We start from the raw sequence: 18,272 nt of genomic DNA, 5'->3' as shown, positions 1-18,272 counted from the left end.
AAGACGGATTCATTCAGGGTTCTATTGGATATCGGTACGCCCCGCGAAAAATGGCCCACCACAAGGGTGGGCCAGTTCCGTCGGGCGTAGCCGGGCATGGCGGACCGGCTACTGGTCCAGACGGAACGCGGGCTATGCACGGAGGTTCCAAAGAAGGGCTGGCTCCGGCCGGAGTGGCGGCGCCTGGTTCTCTGCCGGCAAAATATTTGCGGTGACGGATGAAGCCCGTAGATCATGCGATTACGTGAAGCCTGCCAGGCAAAGATCGACAGGCTCCCCTCTCTCGAACGTGGCTGAAAGGGACTCCGTTACCCGGCCTCGTGTGCGGGTAACTGGTAAACAGGCGGACTTGAGGATCGGTTCCTCCCGAAACAAAAAAGGCCCCGTGATCGTGAGATGGCAGGTCTATGAGCAAAGGGGCTAATTTTCTCGGGCTATAGGGGCACGACGCTGCCCGGTCATTCACGACCGATTGGAGACCCCTGGATGACGTCCGTCCGCGCCTTTTCAACACACCACCAATAGCCGTCTCCAGGCCGAAGACCACCAGACTCGCGCGTCACCATCGGTCCGGAGGGCTCAAGAACCTCAGGAACCCGATCGACATCGCTGCATTGAGAAGGACGCTTGCCTCAGGAAAGGACATGCTATGGCCAGGACATCGAACTCGCCGAAGCGCAATCTTGCTGCCGTCCACGATCAGAAACTGGAACGAAAAGACGGCGGAGAATTGCATCAGATTGCCGAAACCGACGCGGACATCCTGACAACCGCGCAAGGCGGTCCGGTTGCCGACGACCACAATTCTCTGAAGATCGGCGCCAGAGGCCCGACCGTTCTTGAGGATTTTCATTTCCGCGAGAAGCTCTTCCATTTCGACCATGAGCGCATCCCCGAACGAGTGGTGCATGCGCGCGGTTATGGGGCTCATGGCTTCTTCGAGACGTACAAGTCGCTCGCGGAGTACACCAGGGCGGACATCTTTCAGCGTGCTGGCGAAAAGACACCGGCATTCGTGCGGTTCTCTACCGTTGCAGGCAGCAAAGGATCCTTCGACCTCGCGCGTGACGTAAGGGGCTTTGCAGTCAAGCTGTACACACAGGAAGGCAATTGGGACCTGGTCGGCAACAACATCCCGGTTTTCTTCATCCAGGATGCAATCCGCTTTCCCGACATGGTCCATGCCGTCAAGGAGGAGCCGGATCGCGCGTTTCCGCAGGCTCAGTCAGCTCACGACAACTTCTGGGACTTCATAAGCCTTACGCCTGAATCGATGCATATGATCATGTGGATCATGTCCGACCGTGCAATCCCGCGCTCGTTCCGCTTCATGGAGGGCTTCGGGGTTCACACGTTCCGTTTCGTCAACGCCAAGGATGAATCGACATTCGTGAAGTTCCATTGGAAGCCGAAGTTGGGGCTCCAATCGGTGGTCTGGAACGAAGCCGTCAAGATCAACGGAGCCGATCCGGATTTCCACCGACGGGATCTATGGCAGGCGATCCAGGCGGGAAACTTTCCCGAATGGGAGCTCCGCGTGCAGCTTTTCGATCAGGATTTTGCCGACAGCTTCGACTTCGACATCCTCGATCCCACGAAACTCATCCCCGAAGAGGTGCTGGCGCCGATCCCGGTCGGCCGCCTGGTGCTGGACCGGATGCCCGACAATTTCTTTGCCGAGACCGAGCAGGTCGCCTTCATGACCCAGAATGTGCCGCCCGGGATCGACTTTTCCAACGATCCGCTGCTTCAGGGGCGCAACTTCTCCTACCTCGATACTCAGCTGAAGCGGTTGGGCGGTCCCAACTTCACCCATCTGCCGATCAACGCTCCCAAATGTCCGTTTCACCATTTTCAACAGGATGGCCATATGGCGATGCGCAATCCAGCAGGCCGGGCAAACTACCAGCCGAATTCCTTCGAAGAAGGGCCGCGAGAATCCCCTCAGAAAGGCTTTCGTTCGTTCGCCGATGTCGAAGATGGGCAAAAGCTTCGTGTCAGGGCCGAGAGCTTCGCGGATCACTACAGTCAGGCCAAGCAATTCTTCCACAGTCAGACCTCTCCCGAGCAGCGCCATATCGCAATGGCGCTGACGTTCGAGCTCAGCAAGGTCGAAACGCTGGCAATCCGCGAACGGATGGTGTCTCATCTGTTGAATATCGACGAGGGCCTGGCCGAAACGGTGGCTGGCAAGCTCGGCCTGAGGGAGTTGCCCCAGCCTGCGGACGCAGCCGTCGCACCGCGCACCGATCTGCCGCCCTCGCCCGCGCTCAGTATCATCGAGAATGGACCTGACAGTTTCGCGGGACGGAAAGTTGGAGTGCTGGTCAGTCCCGGCATGGACGCCGCGGTGCTCAAGAAGCTCCAGTCCTCGATCGAACAAGAAGGGGCGACCATGGAGGTGGTGGCGCCAAAGGTCGGGGGCGTTGAGGCGGACGACGGAACCTGGATCGATGCCAAGCACATGATCGATGGCGGGCCTTCAGTTCTCTTCGATGCGGTAGCCCTCGTCTTGTCCCAGGAAGGCGCCGACCATCTCGCCGGCGAAGCGGCAGCACGGGATTTCGTCTCCGATGCGTTCGCTCACTGCAAATTCATCGCCTTCACTCCGGATGCCACAGCGCTGCTGGAAAAAGCAGGAATCGATCCCGAGGCAGATGAGGGTCTGGTCGAGCTGGCGGATGCAAACGCTACAAAGGGTTTCGTCGAACTTTGTCGGAAACTTCGGCAATGGAGCCGAGAAACGGCCGTCAAACTCTAACGAGGAGAAAACCCATGCAGATTACCGAAACCGCAATCGCGCAGCCCACCGTTTCTGATGGACCTCCGATCCTGCGCGTCACGTTTCATGGACAAGGCGGCGACTGCGTCACTGTCGATATGGCCAATGTGGAGAGCCTGGCAGGCGACCATTCTGCGGCGATCGCGCGCGCAAGAGCCATTCTTGTGCAGACTGCCACCTTCGATGTTGCGGTCAATGAGTACGATGCCCAAAGCAATGGCGACTTCGACCAGGTGGCTGTGACGGCAGCCCATGATCAAGTCGGCGGCATGTATGTCTTTGAGTATCGTGACGGCGAAGGTGTTCGACGCGTGCCGCCTGCTCACATGCCAAGCCTGCAGATTGCGCGAGATGAAGCAATACGATGCGCGATAGAGTTGTTGCCAGACGCTGAGATTGCGATGCAGACCGAACGGGACTGGCTGGTACGTGTGTACGACCAAGGCGGCGATCTTGCCATCGTGATCGACGGGCAGGAGGCGAAGGCTGCATCAGAGGCGGATGGAGCGTCCGCTCGCTCCGACGCTTCGTAAGCAGCATAACCGCAAATGATCAATCGACCTCTGTCACCTTGAAGTAGTCGAAGTCATAGCTTGCGGTGAGACCGTCAGGCGCGTTTCCGTAGACACCGGCGAAGCTGGCACCCTTCGGGGCCCGGCCTTTGAACGACAGCACTTTTGTCTGGTTCACATAGCCTGTCACCTGGCTGCCTTTGATGACAAGGCGCAGTTCGTTCGGTTGCATACCTGGATTCACGAGGCCGCTGGTCTTTTTCCAGCCAACTGGATTCTGCTGCCAGACGCCGCCCTTCCTGCGCGCGACGTTGACGTAGCCATTGGTAGCGACCTGGAAAACGTAGTAGTTTTCGTAGTCGGCACCCCAGAAAAGCAGGCTCGCCCAAGCAACTGAAGGGTCCATATTTTTCTGCACGACGCTGGTGCAGATTTCGTAATCTCCAGAAAAGACAGTCCCCTCCCTGTGAAGCGGATAACCAGCGCCGGGATTGACGAGCAAAGTGAGCGACCCGTTTTCAATCCTAAGGTCCGAGTAGTTCCCCCAGGCCAAATCGGCACTTGAGAACTGATCCTCGAAAAGCACCCGTGAACCCCCGCAGGCCACTGTCTGTGCCGTAAAACACAGCATCACGCCCACTGACATCGTTGCCAGTAGTATTTTCATTTACCCCCTCGCTTCTGCCAACGTTGTTTCCATAACCTATTCGTACGAACAGCAGATGGCAAAGCGCAACGGCGATGCTGATGCAACTTACGGCCAGAGACAACCATTCCGGTGCGAGTATCTGTCCTGACCGCCCACATCATAAGCCAACGGCGGATATGAGCGTAACCACTCGACCCGTCTTTCCGCTCCAGCCAAAGCCCCCTGCGCAGATAGAAACGGCCGGTATCATTCTTGATAGCGTGCCGCTCTTGCCGACCGAGCCATATTGGCAAGCGGAACCGACGCCAAGTCCAGGGATTGAAGACATAGGGACAACTGCAAAGGAGGTCAAAAAATGGCCGCGCAGAGACCTGACCCGAACAATCCCATTCCGACACCAGGCAATCCAAACCCGGAGCCTGCGCATCCCCAACCTCCGCCCGACAGACCTGCTCCAGAACCACCAGGCGTGCCACCGCCATCTCCTGATCCAGGGCCACTCCCAGAGGATGAACCCGTCGAGATACCACCCACATCTCCGCCAGAAGTACCTTCCGAGCCAAGCTTCCCGGCACCTACTTCCCGCACGAAGGTTCTCCGACCTAAGAGCTTTGCCGATCGGGCTCTCAGGTTCAGCGCCGCGTTCTTGCTGATTTTTGTCGATACAGTCACCGTGACGGCGGGCCAATTGTCCGACAATGGCCATAAGGAAATCCCTTCCGCCCCCTGCCAAACACAGCCCGATCCGGGCAACACCCCTGACAAGGAAAAGAGCAACCCGAAAAAGGCCTTGGCAGGAAGCAAACTCGACCATTGTGATGGCGTGCTTACTCCTCCAAGAACCGGCGATCGGATAGAAGAGCCACCTCCAGCTACGGGGACAACTCCCATCATCCGGCCTGATGAAGTGCCTGCTCAACCACCAAACTGAATCGCAGTGCGACCGAATAGGCAGGATGACGGTAAACTAGGCACCCTCCGATTCCCGGAACTCGCAGCAAACCAATGGGCGCCCGTAGAGCGCCCTCTCCGGGGCGAGACATTCTCGCCTAGCCAGATTTCTTGCCTTCCGCTTCGCTCAGCCCGCTATCTGCAAAGACTGATCCGAACTCTACGCTCGCAACGAGATATCCGGCCTCATCGTTTATGCGAGTGGACAGCGTGCTTGGATCTTGAAGCTCTCGGACTTGGTCTGCGGCGCTCTCGGCCATGCCTTGGCTCGCCTCCGCTCTTGCTGCGTCCATGTCAGCCAATTCCAGCACAAGCGGCGCCGCACCCGGTTCATGCAGAAACTCAAATCGATACTTCGGCATTTTGCTTCTCCTGGGTAAGAATGCCGGCCGCCCGTTGGTGAAGAGCCCCACTGTGAGAAAGTTCCTCAAAGGCTGAAATTGTGATCGTTGCCTGGCTCCAATGGTGCATCATCACACACACCTTTCCGATTTTGAGAAATCAAAAGGAGTAAGAGCTCGAGATCTTACCACTGGCGTACCGGACTCAGCGGAGCCGCATTCCTTCACGCAGCACGCCACCAGGAACCAACCGACCATCCCCGGCATTGTGGCGCAACATCCACTATGGGAAAATCTATGGCTGGCATCCGCAACCTGGCGCATATCGACCATGATCGGCGTGCAAGGCGACGCCATGCAAAGCGCGTGTCCAACATGGTAGGGGAGCAGCGGTGATGGCCGCGCATGGCCTAATCCACGGTACGCTGGGCAACACCTGTCTGCACGTCTGCGTCGACATGCAGCGTCTGTTTTCCGTCGGCAGCCCATGGGCAATCCCTTGGGCGCAGAAGGTTCTTCCAGCGATAGAGGAGTTGGCGGGCAGGCACGCAAGCCAGACCTTGTTCACCCGCTTCATTCCCGCAAACCGACCAGGAGAAGCTCCAGGCGCCTGGTCCCGGTACTATATGCGGTGGGCAGAGGTTACGCTCGCCAATCTAGATCCAAAGTATGTCGAACTGTTGCCGACGCTCTCACGACTTGCCCCTCCCGCCTGGGTACTGGACAAGCACGTCTACTCGCCTTGGACCGAAGGTTCCCTGGATCGACAGTTGAGAGGATCGGATTTCGACACGCTGGTCGTCTCGGGTGGTGAGACCGACATTTGTGTCCTGGCTACGGTTCTCGGAGCGATAGACAGAGGCTACCGCGTGGTGCTGGTGACGGACGCGCTGTGCAGCTCTTCAGACAAGACCCACGATGCGCTCATGGAACTGTATCGCTCGCGCTTCAGCGAACAGATCGAGATCGCGAATCTGGAGGAGGTTCTGGGCGCGTGGCGGTAGCCCTTGCAACTGTCCGGGATCACATAGGTAACCAGATCGCCAGGACTCCCAATGATGTTGGAGGGGCCTTCTGGCCCAAACCGATGAAAGCCTGCTCTAATAGCGCGAGGCCCGCCAACAGGCGGGCCTCGACGCAGCTCACGCAGCCAGGGCCTGCCTGTTGGCCTTGCTATCGGCAAGCCTGGTCAAATCCCTGTCGGTCGTTTCTTCCTCGGCCAATGTTTCACCGAAGAGTTTCGCCGCATCCGGCATCTTCATAATTTCGGCCCAGCGGCGGAGCGTCCCATAGCGGGTGATTTCGTAGTGCTCGACCGCCTGGGCCGCCGAGATAAGTCCCGCGTCGCCGGCTGGTGTGCCCTTGAATTCTTCAAGGATCTCTTCGCCTTCCTCTATGATGCCGTCGATGGCCGGACACGTCTTGCCCTGCGCACGTTTGCCAAGCAGCTCGAATACCTGCTGCAGGCGTTCGACATGCCCCTCGGTCTGATCGCGGTGCTTTTCAAAAGCCATCTTCAGTTCTTGCGAACTCGCACCACGAGCCATTTTCGGCAGAGCTTTCAGGATCTTGCGCTCAGCATAGTAGATGTCGCGAAGGGTGTCATAAAACAGGTCATCAAGACCCTTCTCTTTGGTCGGCATTTTCTACTCCTTCTGTGGACCCCTCCGGCTCCAGAACGATAGACGGTTTCTCAGGTTCCAATTTGGAGGCAGATGGCGTTGGATTTGTGAGGAACCGGATCTCGTTTTCGATCTCGACCAGCTGTTCAGCCCAAGGGCTGTCGCTATCACCCTCCTGGGAAAGTGCGCGATCAAGACTGCGGACGTTCGCTTCCAGCTCCCGAAGCCTCGCCACCTTCTCCTCCCGCGAAAGGAGAGGACTCTGGAGAATGTCGGGAAATGTCATCTCGTGGGTCTCTGGTGTGGAGACAAACAACATGGGGCTTGCCGCTTGGTTCCAGAAAGGCACGCAAATCCACCCAGGCTGTCGATGCGACTCATGTTCCTATGGATCGCCTACGGAGATATGGCGATGTTCGGTTGGGCGCCGCCGACGCAAATTCTCCCATATGGCCAATATGGTAGCGCGGGCTGCAGGACGACCATTCACTTTTGTTGTCTGTGTCGACCTCGTCGTGCTGTGAGCATTTAGTGGACCGCCGCTCGGATTTGGCGAAAGCTGACAACTGGTTGTCAACACAGCACGACAATCGTTACATTCCTGACGGTGTTCCTGATCCAGAAAATGGTCGCGTTTCAAGCCAGCTCGAACTCAACATCGAGGATGCAGGATCAAGCATCGTCTGAGCAGTGCTCTGTCGCGCTTCGGAAACGGTGCACAGTGAAGGCCCTCTGCCAAGGGTGACCGTACATGGAAACACGCCGACGAAGAGTCTGATACCGGAGCTCTCGCCATGGCGTGTCGCGATCGATACGGGGGCTTATGCTTCAGGCCAACTGACGTGCCTGGCCGTGTCGGAAGACGAACGAACCCTTTCACTTCATTTTCGCGACGGCGGCGAGCGGGCGTGTCGAGATCACGCGGCAAGAGGCTACTTTTCCCGTCTTCCTCAGCTAGCTGCTGTTACGCTACACGCTGGCTCTTACCTGGCACCTGCAAGTCCTGTCATGACCGATGTCCAGTTGCGCCCTGGCGAACCTCGTCCGTTATCCAGTCCCTGAAGGCGCAGACTTTCGGATCCCCTTCGCTTCCTATCCCGTACAGCAGGTCGTAACCCCATTCGACTCCCAGCCGAGTTTCGGGAAAGAGCTCGATTAGATTCCCACTGGCGACATCCTCCGCGACAAGCACACTCCGCCCCAACGCCACTCCTTCGGCACGGATGGCAGCTTCAATCGACATGCTCCCGTGACTGTAACCTGGGCCCCGCGGGGTTGGATAAGGTAGCTGCCATGCCGCGAACCATCGCTCCCAAGTCGTGATCATCCCAATCTCATGGATCAGCTGACATCTCCCCAGTTCTTCTGGTGATTGAAGACCACCCATGCGGGCGCGATAGCTTGGCGCACACACGGGGGATACAGTTTCATTCATTATTCGTTCGGCCACCGAAGCAGGATACTGCCCAGTCCCATAGCGGAGGGCCACGTCGACGTGGCCGACGGTGAAGTCCACTGGAGCGTCCGTCACCTCGAGATGGATGTCGAAATCCGGCAGTCGGGCCATCAACCTATGCAGCCGCGGTCCCAGCCACTTACTGGCGAAGGATACGCCGCAGCTCACAACTAGCTTCGCTCTGTCCCTACTCTGACGAATATGCTCGGCCTCACGGGCGAGGTCAGACAGAACACGTGTGACGACAGCGAAAAACGCAATCCCTTCGACCGTCAGCTCGATCCTTCGAACCATTCGACGAAAAAGGGGAACACCGAGATACTCCTCGAGCGACTTGACCTGGCGGCTCACCGCGCCATGGGTAACGTGCAGTTCTTCCGCCGCCAGCGTCATGCTCAATCTGCGCGCAGCAGCTTCGAACGCGCGCAGCGACTGAAGGGGAGGAAGACGCTCGATCATAACCATATACGTGAGACTCGCTCACGCATCATGTGACAACAAATGGTTTGTGCGCAAGGGATACGTCAACCTACATCTGAGCCAAACAAACTTCACGTGAAGCTCATGAGCCAGCCTGCCTCAGCCACCACCTCTTCGGCCGCAACGTACGCGAGTCGCCCTGTCACACTGATGAGCTTCTGGGCAATGCTGCTGCTCGCGTTGATGTGGGGTCTTTCCATTCCGGTGACAAAATTGGGGCTTGTCACGATGCCGCCGCTGACCCTGACGGCAATCCGGTTCGCTGTTGCGATACCTTTGATGATGCTCTTGCTGATTGGCAAGAAGCCCCTGCCCTGGAAAGCCGTTCCGGCCGTCGTATGCCTAGGCATTCTTGGTATCGGTGTGGGACAGGTCGCGCAAACATTCGGAGTCGCGGGGACTTCTGCTTCGATTGGCACGATCCTTTCGGCCACGATCCCGCTGTTCATTGTCTTGTTTGCCACACTACGGCTGAAGCAGGTTGCGTCGCCTCTTCAGATTCTGGGCGTAGCGTCCGCCTTCGCAGGCATTGTTTTGGTTGCATGGGAGAATTCCGGCGCAACGGGCACGTCGGTGACTACCGCGTTGGGCCCTGCCTGGATGCTGGTGTCAGCGGTAGCTGTGGCATTTTACTATGTCTGGAGTGTCGAACTCACCACTAAACATGGCACCGTGGTGGTGGCGACTTGGAGCACATTTTTCGGCTTTGTCGCGTTGATACCCTGGGCAGCCTGGGAAGCCTCATACACTCCATTCGAAATCACTGGCACGGCGCTTGGTGCAGCTCTTTACCTCGGCCTCGTTGTGACCGTGGCCGGCTTGTTTCTATGGCTGCGCATATTGCGAGAAGTGCCAGCCCCAATCGCCGCAAGCGTCCAATACCTGCAGCCCGTGTTTGGGATCGCCGCTTCCGCCTGGATGTTTGGCGACAGGATCGGGACCCAATTCATCATCGGGGTCGGGCTCATCCTGTCCGGCGTTGCGCTAGCGATAAGAAGTCGCCCTGCGAGGCAGGTGCGCAAATCACTTGATTAGATAGGAAAGACCCACCTGATAGCACCGCTGGCAAAAGCCAGCGGTGCTCGTTGCTGCGATGCCCTTTCCCCGTGACTATTGTCCGGCGCTCACGCCTTTGGCCGCCTTCTCGATGACAGTGGCCACAGCGCCTGGGTGCGAAACGTAGATCGCATGACTGCCCTTCGCCTCGACCACGGTCGCTCCGGAGCGCTTCGACATGGCGCGCTGCGCCTCTGGCGGGATCATTTTGTCTTCAGTCGCAACCAGATGCCAGGACGGCTTCACCTTCCAAGCCGGAGCGCTCACCTTGCCATCAAGCGCTGCAATGCCCCAAGGCGAACTTGGCCTTGTCGAGGAACAGGAACCCGTCGACAGGGGGAAGGATCGGCGGGACGGGAGCGCCAGGTGCCGGGTTCGCGATCAGGCTTGCGACCGACTCGCCGGCATCGGGCGCAAAGGCAGCGATGTAGACGACCGCGGCCACTTTCGGATCGGTGCCGGCTTCTGAAACGACCACGCCACCATACGAATGCCCCACGAGGACCACCGGTCGCGGAGCGGCAGCGATGGCACGTTTGGTGACGGCGACATCGTCGGCTAGTGAGGTCGTCGGATTCTGGACGATGGTTACGTCATAACCGTCCTTCTTCAGGATATCATGAACGCCCTGCCATCCCGAACCATCCACAAAACCTCCGTGCACCAGCACCACGGACTTCACATCTGCAGCCTCGCCGCGCATTACCATCTGCCCAGATGTGCGCCGCCATCGACGTGCAACACCTCCCCAGTGATACGCGGAGCCTCAGTCAGGAAGACAACCGCATCGACGATCTCTTGAGGGCCCGAAATGCCGTTCATCGGCGAAAGCGTCTTCAGGAAGTCCTTTGGGTTGTTCTTGTGCAACGGTGTATCGACAATGCCCGGAGCCACCGTGTTCACACGAATGCCCTCCGGCGCATACTCCATCGCAATGTTCCTGGAGCCGACTTCGATGCCGCCCTTGGTCATCATGGCGACCGAGACGTTCATGCCGGCGATCGGATGGTGCTGCAACGGAGTGGTTATGCTGACGATGCTGCCGCCACCTTTCTGTTCGACCATCTGGCGCACGACCAACTGCGTCATGTTGAGGAAGCACGTTCGCGAGAAGTCGCAGTTTCCTGATCTGGCGCAACGGAAGCGCGAGCGCGACAGCAATTGCTTCTTCAGTCCAGCCGAGGGCGACGAAGCGTTCGATCGCGCGCCACTGATCGACTGGATTGAGATTCTCGCGAGCGAGGTTCTCGACTATCGAGCGCATGGCGCCATTGTCATTCGCGGCCTCGATGACGATGACGTCGATCTCTTCGAGGCCGGCCGCGATCGCCTGCTTCACGCGGCGATGGCCGCTATCGATGATATAGCCGTTGCCGCCGCCCATCTCGGGTGCGATGACGGGCGGCTGGACAACGCCCACGGCCTTGATCGTGGCCAGTAGCAGCGCCTGCGGGCTGGACTTCGTCTGACGTGCGCGGTCGGGATTGTCCTTCAGCGCGCGGATCGACCTTCATGAGATGCATGGTATTGCTCCTTTAGGGGATTGCGGACTCAGCCTGCACCGGTCCTTTTTCCGTCTTCTTCCAGAAGACCCTCCGGCCCGTGGAGCGGGCGGGCCGATGCAACTGCGGCCGAGCATCCCTGCCTGGCCGGACAAGCGGGTCTGACAGCCCTGCGCAGGACGACGGGCCGGGATCGCGAGCGGCGCGCTTGAGCGCCAGCGTCACCGGCCTGCCCGATCTGCGAGCAGGATGCTTTACCCTTTTCCCTCTCCCATCCTTTCCCCAATCATATTGAAGTCCGCATTTTCTGACGCTATATTGCGTCATAATCATTGGCCGATCGAATGGAGATTTGCGAGATGGGTCTCGCCCAATATGCCGATGGCGGGCTTTTCTCGCCACGCAAAATTGCCAGTGCCCTGCACACCACAAGCGAAGAGATCGCCCGGACCGCAGGGCTCGGGAAGGACGCTATCCAGCGGAAGGACCGCATTCGCTCGGACAAGACGCAGCGACGCCTCCGGGAAATGACCGAGATCGTCAACAAGGTCGAACCCCGGTTTGGCTCCGCCCTGATGGCCTATGCCTGGTATCGGTCGGAACCTCTGCCCGGCTTTTCGGGCTTCACGGCGATGCAGCTCGTCCGCGACGGTCGCGCCGACGAGGTCCTCGACTATATCGACGCGGTCGACGCCGGCGTTCACGCCTAATTTGGCCGATGAGGTTTCGAGGGACACTCTACCGGGCGCTCAACCCGATCTATGCGCGCGAACCGATGTCGGGGCGCGGCGCCGAGCTCTACAGAGGCCGGTTCAACCGAAAGGGGACGCCGGCACTCTATACGTCGTTGTCGATCGTCACGGCGCTGCGCGAAGCCAATCAGGCTGGTGCACTGCAACCGACGACGCTTGTCTCCTACGATGCGGCGTTCGAACGCATTTTCGACACGCGGGACGATGTCGCCCTGCACGCCGAAGGCATGGACGATGCGAGCCTCGCCGACCACACATGGCGCGACCAGATGAAGGTATCCGGGGAAGCGAAGACGCAAGCCTTCGCCGGGCGGCTCACTGCTGCCGGCTATCATGGAATGATCGTAAGAAGCTTCGCGCCCGGCGCCACCCGAGACGACGCCAACCTCGTCCTTTGGACATGGAGCGATGCGGCACACTGCCGGCTGACGCTGATCGACGACGAAGGTCGACTGTCGCGATAGCCTCGGCGCGGACCGTCCTATCGACATGAAAAAGGCCAGCTGAGCACAACGGCGCAACCGGCCAATTCAGTCATTATGCCGCGATCGTCGCAGGCTCATGAATGACATCGATGTCCTTCGCCAGCACGGCCTCGACCTCCGCAAGCTGCCGCCGCTTTTCCGCGAGATCGCCCGAGAACGCGAATTCGCCGCCATCGCCCTGGGCCTGGTAGGATGCGAGCCTGCGGCGCGCATCGGCCAGATGCCGGTGATAGCGTTCCTGCTCGCTCTCGAAGTTGCCTATCGCTTGACCGAAATGCTCCTGGTCGCGTCACCGGCCACCAGTGCGTAGGTCGCACCGGTGGCACCGGCGATGTTGGTCAAGGAAGCCGCCCAGGAGTTGGTGTCGCAACTGAACCAGCTTGCGCCAGTTGATACGGGCTTCCTCCGGGCGGCGCTTATGGCGTCGACAGACGCGATGCCAACGCTGTCGCGAGCCAACCCCGGCGTTGCGGTGCCGGCGGACTTGGGTGACGTGATCTTGGTCATCAACGGCGCCGGCCTCAGGGACACGATCTACCTCGGCTATAGCGCGAACTATGCCGCGTTCGTGCATTTCGGAGCACAGGGGCACCACGGCCTTGGGTGACGATGGTAGCGCAGAGGTGGGAAATGATCGTGGCGGAGAAGTCTGGCGAAAGGTAGCGGCTGGGGCTATAGCTTGGCCTCATTATCGCGGAGGTATCGTTCAAAGTGCTCCTTTTGCTCTGAAGTGCCGTTGCAAACCTTGAGCGTAATGGCTCGGACGATTTTCAGGATTTTCTCAGCGGCCACGTTCGCGTCATGGGAATTTTTCTTACTGAGATCGATTGTCAGAGGCTCGTCCCAGACTTCGGTGGAGCCTTTCGTGTAATAGACATCAATGATTTTGATGTCCAAATCTCTGCGCCTCGAAACTGAACGAGCGTTTTGATCTTTTGCCCTGACTGCGTTTTCGTAAGCAGTTCAAATACTCCCCCGTTGGTGTCGGGACATTTGAGAGCGCTCGGTTTGGGTTTGTCGACTTGGTCGATTGGGTTCTGAGACTCGAGGTTCATGCCATCCAGGGCGCCGGCGATGTCATCACGCTCCAGACGCTCAAGAATCCGGCGCAGGACGCCATGCGACCTGATATCCTCAATCGCCTCCATGAAGGCAGCACGCAATAGAGGCTCGAGCGGGTTGGCGAGGATTTCCAGCCGCTGCCTAGGCGTCAGAGAAACAAGCATCGGGGAACCATCGTTGTGGTCAACGGGTTGGTCGATCTCAAAGGGAGATCGGTCCCATGACCAAACATGTGAAGACGGAGAAGCGGCCTAAGCCCAAGCCAGATCCGGCGAAAGAGAAACCCGTTAGGGATACTCGCGACAATCCGGCACAGAACCCAGACACGCCTGCTCGCGAAGAAGTCGAAGAAGTCAGGCGCAACTTGAAGCCCCAAGCCGCCCGCGCGCCTTCCACTCTACGACCGTTTTCGGGACAAGCTGTTCTACCCGCTCGCGAGGTGATCGGCGTTTGAGCATTAAGACAAGCGAATGCACCATCAATGACGATGCAATTTTTACTCGCGCTAGCACTGGTGGCGTATTTGATTGCAAGTGCGGCCTATTCCTAAGCGGCGCACCGCGCCTTCCAAACCACGACGTTCCTGCCGGCGGAATCGGTGTTAGGTTCGTGATGGCACGTTCAGCGCCATCAATGACAAGCTTGTCGGTGATCTGGGGTTCAACCTCCGGCATCGCCAACGTCACCATGTCGCCGGCCTGGACGATCAGTACGCCATTCTCGTAGCGTTGGTGCAGCCTCTTGGCCGTTGCGGACAGTGGCCAAGTCGCGACGGTCTCCACTCCCGGCGTCCATTCGTCCGGCCACGGTGCTGTGGTGACGCGCTTCAACTGGACGATACCGTGCCCTAACCCGCCTTCGTGTTCAGGCGCGAGAAGTTCCCGCCATGTCTGCCATCTCGTCGTAGAAGCCGACCATCAGAGCACTGACATTTTTGCTTTCGCAGGAACGAAATCTCGGCTACCCGAATTTCAGCGGGGAGATATAGCCGGAGAAATCTAATGACCGAAGTATTGTCCAAACCGAATGATCAGCTGATTGAGCTGACCGCCGACATCGTATCGGCCTATGTTTCCAATAACCCCATTCCCGCCGGGGATTTGCCAGGTTTGATTGCCCAAATTCACACGAGCATCAGCACTCTGGGCACTCCAGCAGTCCCAGCGGAAGTACCGCCGACGCCGCGGGTCCAAATCAAGAAGACAATTACGCCCGACTATCTCATCAGCCTTGAGGACGGAAAGCAGTACAAGACGCTGAGGCGCCACCTATCGATCCGTGGGCTTACTCCGGATCAATATCGCGCCAAATGGGGCCTGCCCGCAGACTATCCGATGGTAGCCGCCAAATATGCCGCACAGCGTTCACAGCTGGCGAAGGAACTCGGCCTTGGCCGCAAGCCTGCCGAGAAGACGCCTGCGAAGCGAGCCCCGCGGAAGGCGAAGGCATAGGACAAGCCCTACTGATGATGCGGGCGCTGGCCCCAGTAGCGGGGACCAGCAGGCACTACACCCGCAGCAAATCTACCGACGCGCTGGCCGGCGTGAAGATGCACCGCAGGGCGTCTTCCACGGCCATCAATTCAGACCTCCTAGCATCGGGCGACATGGAACCCGCCCTCTGATGCAGAGAAGAACTCTCGCTCGATGCCCTCGACCTTCTGTCGCTTGGCCACCCTGCCCGGTGTTACCGTCGGCGATGAAGAGCCCGGCCACTGCAGCTCGGTTAGTGCAAGCTCCTAGGCCGCGCTGACGACCTGAGCCGGGATTTCATCATCCGGGATGTCCTCACCGGCACAGTGGTCTCGTGCACCCGTTCGCGGCCATGCCAGGGCCTGCACACGGCCCCCCGGTCTTTCGGCCGGGGAACTGTCCCCCATAATAGCCATCAAGCGCAGCGGCGGCGCGTACAAGGGCGGCGTTGCGCTTGGCATCGGTGACGCCGGTAGCAACCCAGGCCGAATTGTCCCAATCGGCGTGATAGGCCGTAGCCCCTGCGAGGGTTCCGTAGATATCGGCCATGATCGTCCCTCGAGTTGGCGCCTACTCGCTGGCCGCCTGGGCGTTCAGTTCGTTGAACTGTGCGATCAGCTTCTCGCGGCCGGTGAAGTGGCGCGGACCTGACGCAGCAACGGGACGGCTAGCATCACCTGGGAGACCGATGGTCACGAGGAATCCGAATCTCCCAAACTCCGAATAACGGCCGGCGAGCCGGGCTTCTCCATACTGATTTGAAGGAACCATACGCGGTGCCGCCAAGGTATCCGGTGACGAAGTTATGCTGCTTGTCGGTCAGCGCCATTGGTGCTTTACCTGTGGTTGCTTTCACACATTGGAAGGGAGCTTCTTATGAACAGCCGTTTTGAGGCCGTGAACCTGGACGAGCCTGCAGAACTTTCGTTCAAAGAAAAGAAGGGGCAAGCACTTGCCGCAATCGACATGATCCCGTTCGCGAGCTTGTCAGCTGCGCTGAAGTATGCCGTCGAGACTATGCACGATAGCCATCGGCCGCGCTGCATGATCACGACGCGATCTGGAAGCGTCCATCACTGGAGCGAGATCACTGCGCTGTGCGAACACGTTAAGATCGCACGGTAGCAAAATTGCTTGGCCGCTCGCTTCTCAAAGTATAGCGGGAGGCTTGAGCGATAGGTCAGCTCTTGGCAAACCACAGAAGCGGAGCGGGCCGGCGCCGCTTTAGGCAACCGGCCCTTTGAGGGGCAGGCAACCGCAATGTGCGGGTCGATGTGCGAGTTAGCTGTCGACCGCGAGACGCCAAGCGGTCAGCGGCTGGTTGGCAACGGCGTAGGCCACAGCGTGGGCGTCACGACATCGCGTCTCATGTCGACGCTCCGCGACGATGAACGCGTCGACCGGCGCCACATCGGGCAGCACGTGGACATAGACGGCAGGTGACGCGCTGTGGAGACCGTCGAAACGGTCCAGCGCCGACGCCGGCATGCTGAAGAAGATGGCAGGCGCAAGCATGGCGGGGCCACCGAAGAAGCTTCGGATCAATCGCATCAGGTTTCCTTTCGGGGTTGGTTGCCGGGATCGCCCGCCCGGCCGGGAACTTATCTCGACGGGTGTCGAGAGTGATGGAAGGATGCGCCGGGCGTTCATTCCTTCGGCGCCACGTTCGGCTGGTGGTAGACTTTACGAATTTGTAAAGGAACGCCAGCCGACCACAGCGAGTTTAGAAATGATCAGCAGAGGAGGCCGATATGAAAAACGTGATCTTCGCGTCGATCATCGCTGTAGGCTCGATGGCTGCCCTTATTGGTCCAACCAGGGCGACATCCATTACCATTGAAGGTGACGGCGGAATGTACTCGGATGGCTACTCCGACCGGTATTCGCCGGACTATGGCGGCATGTACGTGCGCCATCATCACGCACGAGACTATAGTGGCGAGCAGTACGGCGATATGCGGGATGGGAATTGGCAATACCGCCACCATCGGCAGCACTGTCGGACAGAAATCATACGACACTGGCGTCACCACCACAGGGTGATCGAACAGGTCAGGGTGTGCGGGTAATCCCCTATAGAGTGGGCGTCCTGGCAGCCGCCGTTGAAGCCGCTTGAGCAGGCGACCAGCGAAGCGAAGTCAGCCCCGTAAGGCGCTTTCGATTTCGCCTTACCAATCGTCATACTGGCGGCAACATGCTCGTAGTTCAGGCTGTTATCCTGCTTCGCTCAACAAAAGGGAGTGAACCATGAAAACTAGCGCTCTCATTGCCACCGCAGCGCTTTTCGTTGTTGCTGCGACTGGAGTTTTCGCGAAAGATATGACGGCGACCATCAAGACTATCGACGCCGCAACAAGCACCGTCGTGCTGGACAATGGCAAATCAGTCGTGCTTCCGGCAACCATCAAGGCCAGCACGTTGAAGGAAGGTGAAAAAGTCCTGATCACCTACACAGACACCGCCGGCAAGACCACAGTGCAGAGCATCGAACCCGCCAAGTAAACGATTCCCGCCTCACAAGTTGGGGTGGGAGCGATGCGGCTGGGTGTTGCGAACGCAACGAGCTACCGGATTGCCCCTGCCCTGACTTGATGGTTTGTTAAGATTGCACAGTCGGTTTTGCTAATTCGGCAATGCTGGCTAGCTATTTTTGCAACTATGAGACGATCCCGAACCATCAGCGCACCAATTGTGGCTGCGTTGGCAGGGTCTGCGGCTGCAGGATTTTACCTTGACCATATTGTCTCGCTTGCCCCTCAGGCCGTCGTCAGCAAGGCGTCGGGAAGTTGCGACATCAAGGGCAACATCAGCATAGACACCGGCGAGCGCATCTTTCACGTGCCCGGCCAGAGGCGCTATGATGAGACGATCATTAGGCCCGAGTTCGGCGAACAGTGGTTCTGCTCTGCGCTCCGCAGGTTGGCGCAAATCCAGATACTGAGACCGTCTTTGATGTAGGTTATTAGAACCGCGCCCGGCGGCGTCGGGAGGGTGCATGACGCGCGAAATGGATGAGATAATTGCGCTGCTCGCGCAGGCCCAACACAAGGCCGAGGCACTGCACGACGACAACCTGGCCCTCCGCATAGGGACAGCGCTGCTCCTCGCCATTGAGCGACAGCTAGAGAAGTCGCCGCCTAAGCAGCACTG

22 protein-coding genes and 3 pseudogenes are annotated in these 18,272 nt (G+C 58.8%); 13 read left to right on the top strand and 12 right to left on the bottom strand.

The genetic code is table 11. The features are described 5' to 3' along the window. Window positions 1–649 precede the first annotated feature (649 nt). Both NDO48_RS17185 and NDO48_RS17180 read left to right on the top strand, forming a co-directional pair. Window positions 650–2,761, top strand: coding sequence for a catalase (locus NDO48_RS17185; protein ID WP_267321863.1), 2,112 nt, complete (start codon window positions 650–652; stop codon window positions 2,759–2,761). A gap of 14 nt (window positions 2,762–2,775) precedes the next feature. Then, window positions 2,776–3,315 (top strand): DUF6894 family protein, encoded by a 540-nt coding sequence (locus NDO48_RS17180; RefSeq protein ID WP_267321862.1) that lies wholly within the window; start codon window positions 2,776–2,778, stop codon window positions 3,313–3,315. Between the two features lie 19 nt (window positions 3,316–3,334). Here NDO48_RS17180 and NDO48_RS17175 read toward each other — a convergent pair whose 3' ends face one another. After that, a complete protein-coding gene (locus NDO48_RS17175; RefSeq protein WP_267321861.1) occupies window positions 3,335–3,961 on the bottom strand; it encodes a hypothetical protein in 627 nt (208 codons plus the stop codon). Between the two features lie 1,031 nt (window positions 3,962–4,992). Continuing rightward, a complete protein-coding gene (locus tag NDO48_RS17170; protein WP_267321860.1) occupies window positions 4,993–5,256 on the bottom strand; it encodes a DUF6894 family protein in 264 nt (87 codons plus the stop codon). 374 nt (window positions 5,257–5,630) lie between these two features. Between NDO48_RS17170 and NDO48_RS17165 the strand changes: the two genes are divergently transcribed. Further along, entirely contained in the window at window positions 5,631–6,239 is a 609-nt protein-coding gene (locus tag NDO48_RS17165) for a cysteine hydrolase family protein (RefSeq protein WP_267321859.1), read from the top strand. Between the two features lie 138 nt (window positions 6,240–6,377). Here NDO48_RS17165 and NDO48_RS17160 read toward each other — a convergent pair whose 3' ends face one another. Then, window positions 6,378–6,878, bottom strand: coding sequence for a ferritin-like domain-containing protein (locus NDO48_RS17160; protein ID WP_267321858.1), 501 nt, complete (start codon window positions 6,876–6,878; stop codon window positions 6,378–6,380). Then, window positions 6,853–7,176, bottom strand: coding sequence for a hypothetical protein (locus tag NDO48_RS17155; RefSeq protein WP_267321857.1), 324 nt, complete (start codon window positions 7,174–7,176; stop codon window positions 6,853–6,855). The genes NDO48_RS17160 and NDO48_RS17155 overlap by 26 nt, the downstream gene beginning before the upstream one ends. Window positions 7,177–7,388: 212 nt before the next feature. Here NDO48_RS17155 and NDO48_RS17150 point away from each other — a divergent pair, with 212 nt between their 5' ends. Beyond that, window positions 7,389–7,544 (top strand): hypothetical protein, encoded by a 156-nt coding sequence (locus NDO48_RS17150; protein ID WP_267321856.1) that lies wholly within the window; start codon window positions 7,389–7,391, stop codon window positions 7,542–7,544. 319 nt (window positions 7,545–7,863) lie between these two features. Here the strand turns inward: NDO48_RS17150 and gcvA are convergent, their stop codons facing one another. Beyond that, window positions 7,864–8,772: a transcriptional regulator GcvA gene (gcvA, locus tag NDO48_RS17145; RefSeq protein WP_267321998.1), complete on the bottom strand. Its 909-nt coding sequence runs from the start codon at window positions 8,770–8,772 to the stop codon at window positions 7,864–7,866. A 105-nt stretch (window positions 8,773–8,877) separates the two neighbouring features. Between gcvA and NDO48_RS17140 the strand changes: the two genes are divergently transcribed. Further along, window positions 8,878–9,828 (top strand): DMT family transporter, encoded by a 951-nt coding sequence (locus tag NDO48_RS17140; RefSeq protein ID WP_323848107.1) that lies wholly within the window; start codon window positions 8,878–8,880, stop codon window positions 9,826–9,828. Window positions 9,829–9,903: 75 nt separating this feature from the next. Here the strand turns inward: NDO48_RS17140 and NDO48_RS17135 are convergent. The 3 pseudogenes from NDO48_RS17135 to NDO48_RS17125 form a co-directional block, all read right to left on the bottom strand. After that, window positions 9,904–10,558: pseudogene (locus tag NDO48_RS17135) on the bottom strand (alpha/beta fold hydrolase). Further along, window positions 10,552–10,947: pseudogene (locus NDO48_RS17130) on the bottom strand (SDR family NAD(P)-dependent oxidoreductase); the annotation flags it as partial. The pseudogenes NDO48_RS17130 and NDO48_RS17135, both read right to left, overlap by 7 nt. Further along, window positions 10,898–11,372 (bottom strand): annotated as a pseudogene (locus NDO48_RS17125) (ParB/RepB/Spo0J family partition protein); the annotation flags it as partial. The pseudogenes NDO48_RS17130 and NDO48_RS17125, both read right to left, overlap by 50 nt. Window positions 11,373–11,710: 338 nt before the next feature. Here NDO48_RS17125 and NDO48_RS17120 point away from each other — a divergent pair. The 4 genes from NDO48_RS17120 (at window position 11,711) to NDO48_RS17105 (ending at window position 13,195) form a co-directional block, all read left to right on the top strand. Then, entirely contained in the window at window positions 11,711–12,061 is a 351-nt protein-coding gene (locus NDO48_RS17120) for an antitoxin Xre/MbcA/ParS toxin-binding domain-containing protein (protein ID WP_267321855.1), read from the top strand. 8 nt (window positions 12,062–12,069) lie between these two features. Then, window positions 12,070–12,567, top strand: a complete 498-nt coding sequence (locus tag NDO48_RS17115) for an RES family NAD+ phosphorylase (RefSeq protein ID WP_267321854.1) — start codon at window positions 12,070–12,072, stop codon at window positions 12,565–12,567. Between the two features lie 97 nt (window positions 12,568–12,664). Next, window positions 12,665–12,898, top strand: a complete 234-nt coding sequence (locus NDO48_RS17110) for a hypothetical protein (protein WP_267321853.1) — start codon at window positions 12,665–12,667, stop codon at window positions 12,896–12,898. A 21-nt stretch (window positions 12,899–12,919) separates the two neighbouring features. Continuing rightward, a complete protein-coding gene (locus NDO48_RS17105) occupies window positions 12,920–13,195 on the top strand; it encodes an HK97 gp10 family phage protein (RefSeq protein ID WP_267321852.1) in 276 nt (91 codons plus the stop codon). A 223-nt stretch (window positions 13,196–13,418) separates the two neighbouring features. Here NDO48_RS17105 and NDO48_RS17100 read toward each other — a convergent pair whose 3' ends face one another. Both NDO48_RS17100 and NDO48_RS17095 read right to left on the bottom strand, forming a co-directional pair. After that, the gene (locus NDO48_RS17100) at window positions 13,419–13,814 is read right to left on the bottom strand and encodes a hypothetical protein (protein WP_267321851.1); all 396 of its coding nucleotides are present in this window, start codon (window positions 13,812–13,814) and stop codon (window positions 13,419–13,421) included. A 189-nt stretch (window positions 13,815–14,003) separates the two neighbouring features. After that, on the bottom strand, window positions 14,004–14,480 hold the full coding sequence (locus tag NDO48_RS17095) for a hypothetical protein (RefSeq protein ID WP_267321850.1): 477 nt from the start codon (window positions 14,478–14,480) through the stop codon (window positions 14,004–14,006). Window positions 14,481–14,651: 171 nt separating this feature from the next. On the opposite strand from NDO48_RS17095, the gene NDO48_RS17090 reads away from it, so the two are divergent. Further along, on the top strand, window positions 14,652–15,101 hold the full coding sequence (locus NDO48_RS17090; RefSeq protein WP_267321849.1) for a MucR family transcriptional regulator: 450 nt from the start codon (window positions 14,652–14,654) through the stop codon (window positions 15,099–15,101). A 591-nt stretch (window positions 15,102–15,692) separates the two neighbouring features. On the opposite strand, the gene NDO48_RS17085 is transcribed toward NDO48_RS17090, so the two are convergent. Continuing rightward, the gene (locus NDO48_RS17085) at window positions 15,693–15,818 is read right to left on the bottom strand and encodes a hypothetical protein (RefSeq protein ID WP_267321848.1); all 126 of its coding nucleotides are present in this window, start codon (window positions 15,816–15,818) and stop codon (window positions 15,693–15,695) included. Between the two features lie 180 nt (window positions 15,819–15,998). Here NDO48_RS17085 and NDO48_RS17080 point away from each other — a divergent pair, with 180 nt between their 5' ends. Beyond that, window positions 15,999–16,247: a hypothetical protein gene (locus NDO48_RS17080; RefSeq protein WP_267321847.1), complete on the top strand. Its 249-nt coding sequence runs from the start codon at window positions 15,999–16,001 to the stop codon at window positions 16,245–16,247. A gap of 156 nt (window positions 16,248–16,403) precedes the next feature. On the opposite strand, the gene NDO48_RS17075 is transcribed toward NDO48_RS17080, so the two are convergent. Next, window positions 16,404–16,673, bottom strand: coding sequence for a hypothetical protein (locus tag NDO48_RS17075; RefSeq protein ID WP_267321846.1), 270 nt, complete (start codon window positions 16,671–16,673; stop codon window positions 16,404–16,406). A 200-nt stretch (window positions 16,674–16,873) separates the two neighbouring features. Here NDO48_RS17075 and NDO48_RS17070 point away from each other — a divergent pair, with 200 nt between their 5' ends. Beyond that, entirely contained in the window at window positions 16,874–17,191 is a 318-nt protein-coding gene (locus tag NDO48_RS17070) for a hypothetical protein (protein ID WP_267321845.1), read from the top strand. Between the two features lie 178 nt (window positions 17,192–17,369). Beyond that, the gene (locus NDO48_RS17065) at window positions 17,370–17,624 is read left to right on the top strand and encodes a DUF1344 domain-containing protein (protein WP_267321844.1); all 255 of its coding nucleotides are present in this window, start codon (window positions 17,370–17,372) and stop codon (window positions 17,622–17,624) included. The last annotated feature ends 648 nt before the right edge of the window (window positions 17,625–18,272 follow it).

The sequence above is a fragment of the Aminobacter sp. MET-1 genome, assembly GCF_026521175.1.
Classification (GTDB): domain Bacteria; phylum Pseudomonadota; class Alphaproteobacteria; order Rhizobiales; family Rhizobiaceae; genus Aminobacter.
This window is presented reverse-complemented; position numbering and strand designations above follow the sequence as displayed.

Excerpts from the sequence above, each read along its gene's own strand:
- NDO48_RS17185 (WP_267321863.1), top strand. The coding sequence starts at position 650 with ATGGCCAGGACATCGAACTCGCCGAAGCGCAATCTTGCTGCCGTCCAC.
- NDO48_RS17180 (WP_267321862.1), top strand. The coding sequence starts at position 2,776 with ATGCAGATTACCGAAACCGCAATCGCGCAGCCCACCGTTTCTGATGGA.
- NDO48_RS17175 (WP_267321861.1), bottom strand. The coding sequence starts at position 3,961 with ATGAAAATACTACTGGCAACGATGTCAGTGGGCGTGATGCTGTGTTTT.
- NDO48_RS17170 (WP_267321860.1), bottom strand. The coding sequence starts at position 5,256 with ATGCCGAAGTATCGATTTGAGTTTCTGCATGAACCGGGTGCGGCGCCG.
- NDO48_RS17165 (WP_267321859.1), top strand. The coding sequence starts at position 5,631 with ATGGCCGCGCATGGCCTAATCCACGGTACGCTGGGCAACACCTGTCTG.
- NDO48_RS17160 (WP_267321858.1), bottom strand. The coding sequence starts at position 6,878 with ATGCCGACCAAAGAGAAGGGTCTTGATGACCTGTTTTATGACACCCTT.
- NDO48_RS17155 (WP_267321857.1), bottom strand. The coding sequence starts at position 7,176 with ATGTTGTTTGTCTCCACACCAGAGACCCACGAGATGACATTTCCCGAC.
- gcvA (WP_267321998.1), bottom strand. The coding sequence starts at position 8,772 with ATGATCGAGCGTCTTCCTCCCCTTCAGTCGCTGCGCGCGTTCGAAGCT.
- NDO48_RS17140 (WP_323848107.1), top strand. The coding sequence starts at position 8,878 with ATGAGCCAGCCTGCCTCAGCCACCACCTCTTCGGCCGCAACGTACGCG.
- NDO48_RS17120 (WP_267321855.1), top strand. The coding sequence starts at position 11,711 with ATGGGTCTCGCCCAATATGCCGATGGCGGGCTTTTCTCGCCACGCAAA.
- NDO48_RS17115 (WP_267321854.1), top strand. The coding sequence starts at position 12,070 with ATGAGGTTTCGAGGGACACTCTACCGGGCGCTCAACCCGATCTATGCG.
- NDO48_RS17110 (WP_267321853.1), top strand. The coding sequence starts at position 12,665 with ATGAATGACATCGATGTCCTTCGCCAGCACGGCCTCGACCTCCGCAAG.
- NDO48_RS17105 (WP_267321852.1), top strand. The coding sequence starts at position 12,920 with ATGTTGGTCAAGGAAGCCGCCCAGGAGTTGGTGTCGCAACTGAACCAG.
- NDO48_RS17100 (WP_267321851.1), bottom strand. The coding sequence starts at position 13,814 with ATGCTTGTTTCTCTGACGCCTAGGCAGCGGCTGGAAATCCTCGCCAAC.
- NDO48_RS17090 (WP_267321849.1), top strand. The coding sequence starts at position 14,652 with ATGACCGAAGTATTGTCCAAACCGAATGATCAGCTGATTGAGCTGACC.
- NDO48_RS17080 (WP_267321847.1), top strand. The coding sequence starts at position 15,999 with ATGAACAGCCGTTTTGAGGCCGTGAACCTGGACGAGCCTGCAGAACTT.
- NDO48_RS17075 (WP_267321846.1), bottom strand. The coding sequence starts at position 16,673 with ATGCGATTGATCCGAAGCTTCTTCGGTGGCCCCGCCATGCTTGCGCCT.
- NDO48_RS17070 (WP_267321845.1), top strand. The coding sequence starts at position 16,874 with ATGAAAAACGTGATCTTCGCGTCGATCATCGCTGTAGGCTCGATGGCT.
- NDO48_RS17065 (WP_267321844.1), top strand. The coding sequence starts at position 17,370 with ATGAAAACTAGCGCTCTCATTGCCACCGCAGCGCTTTTCGTTGTTGCT.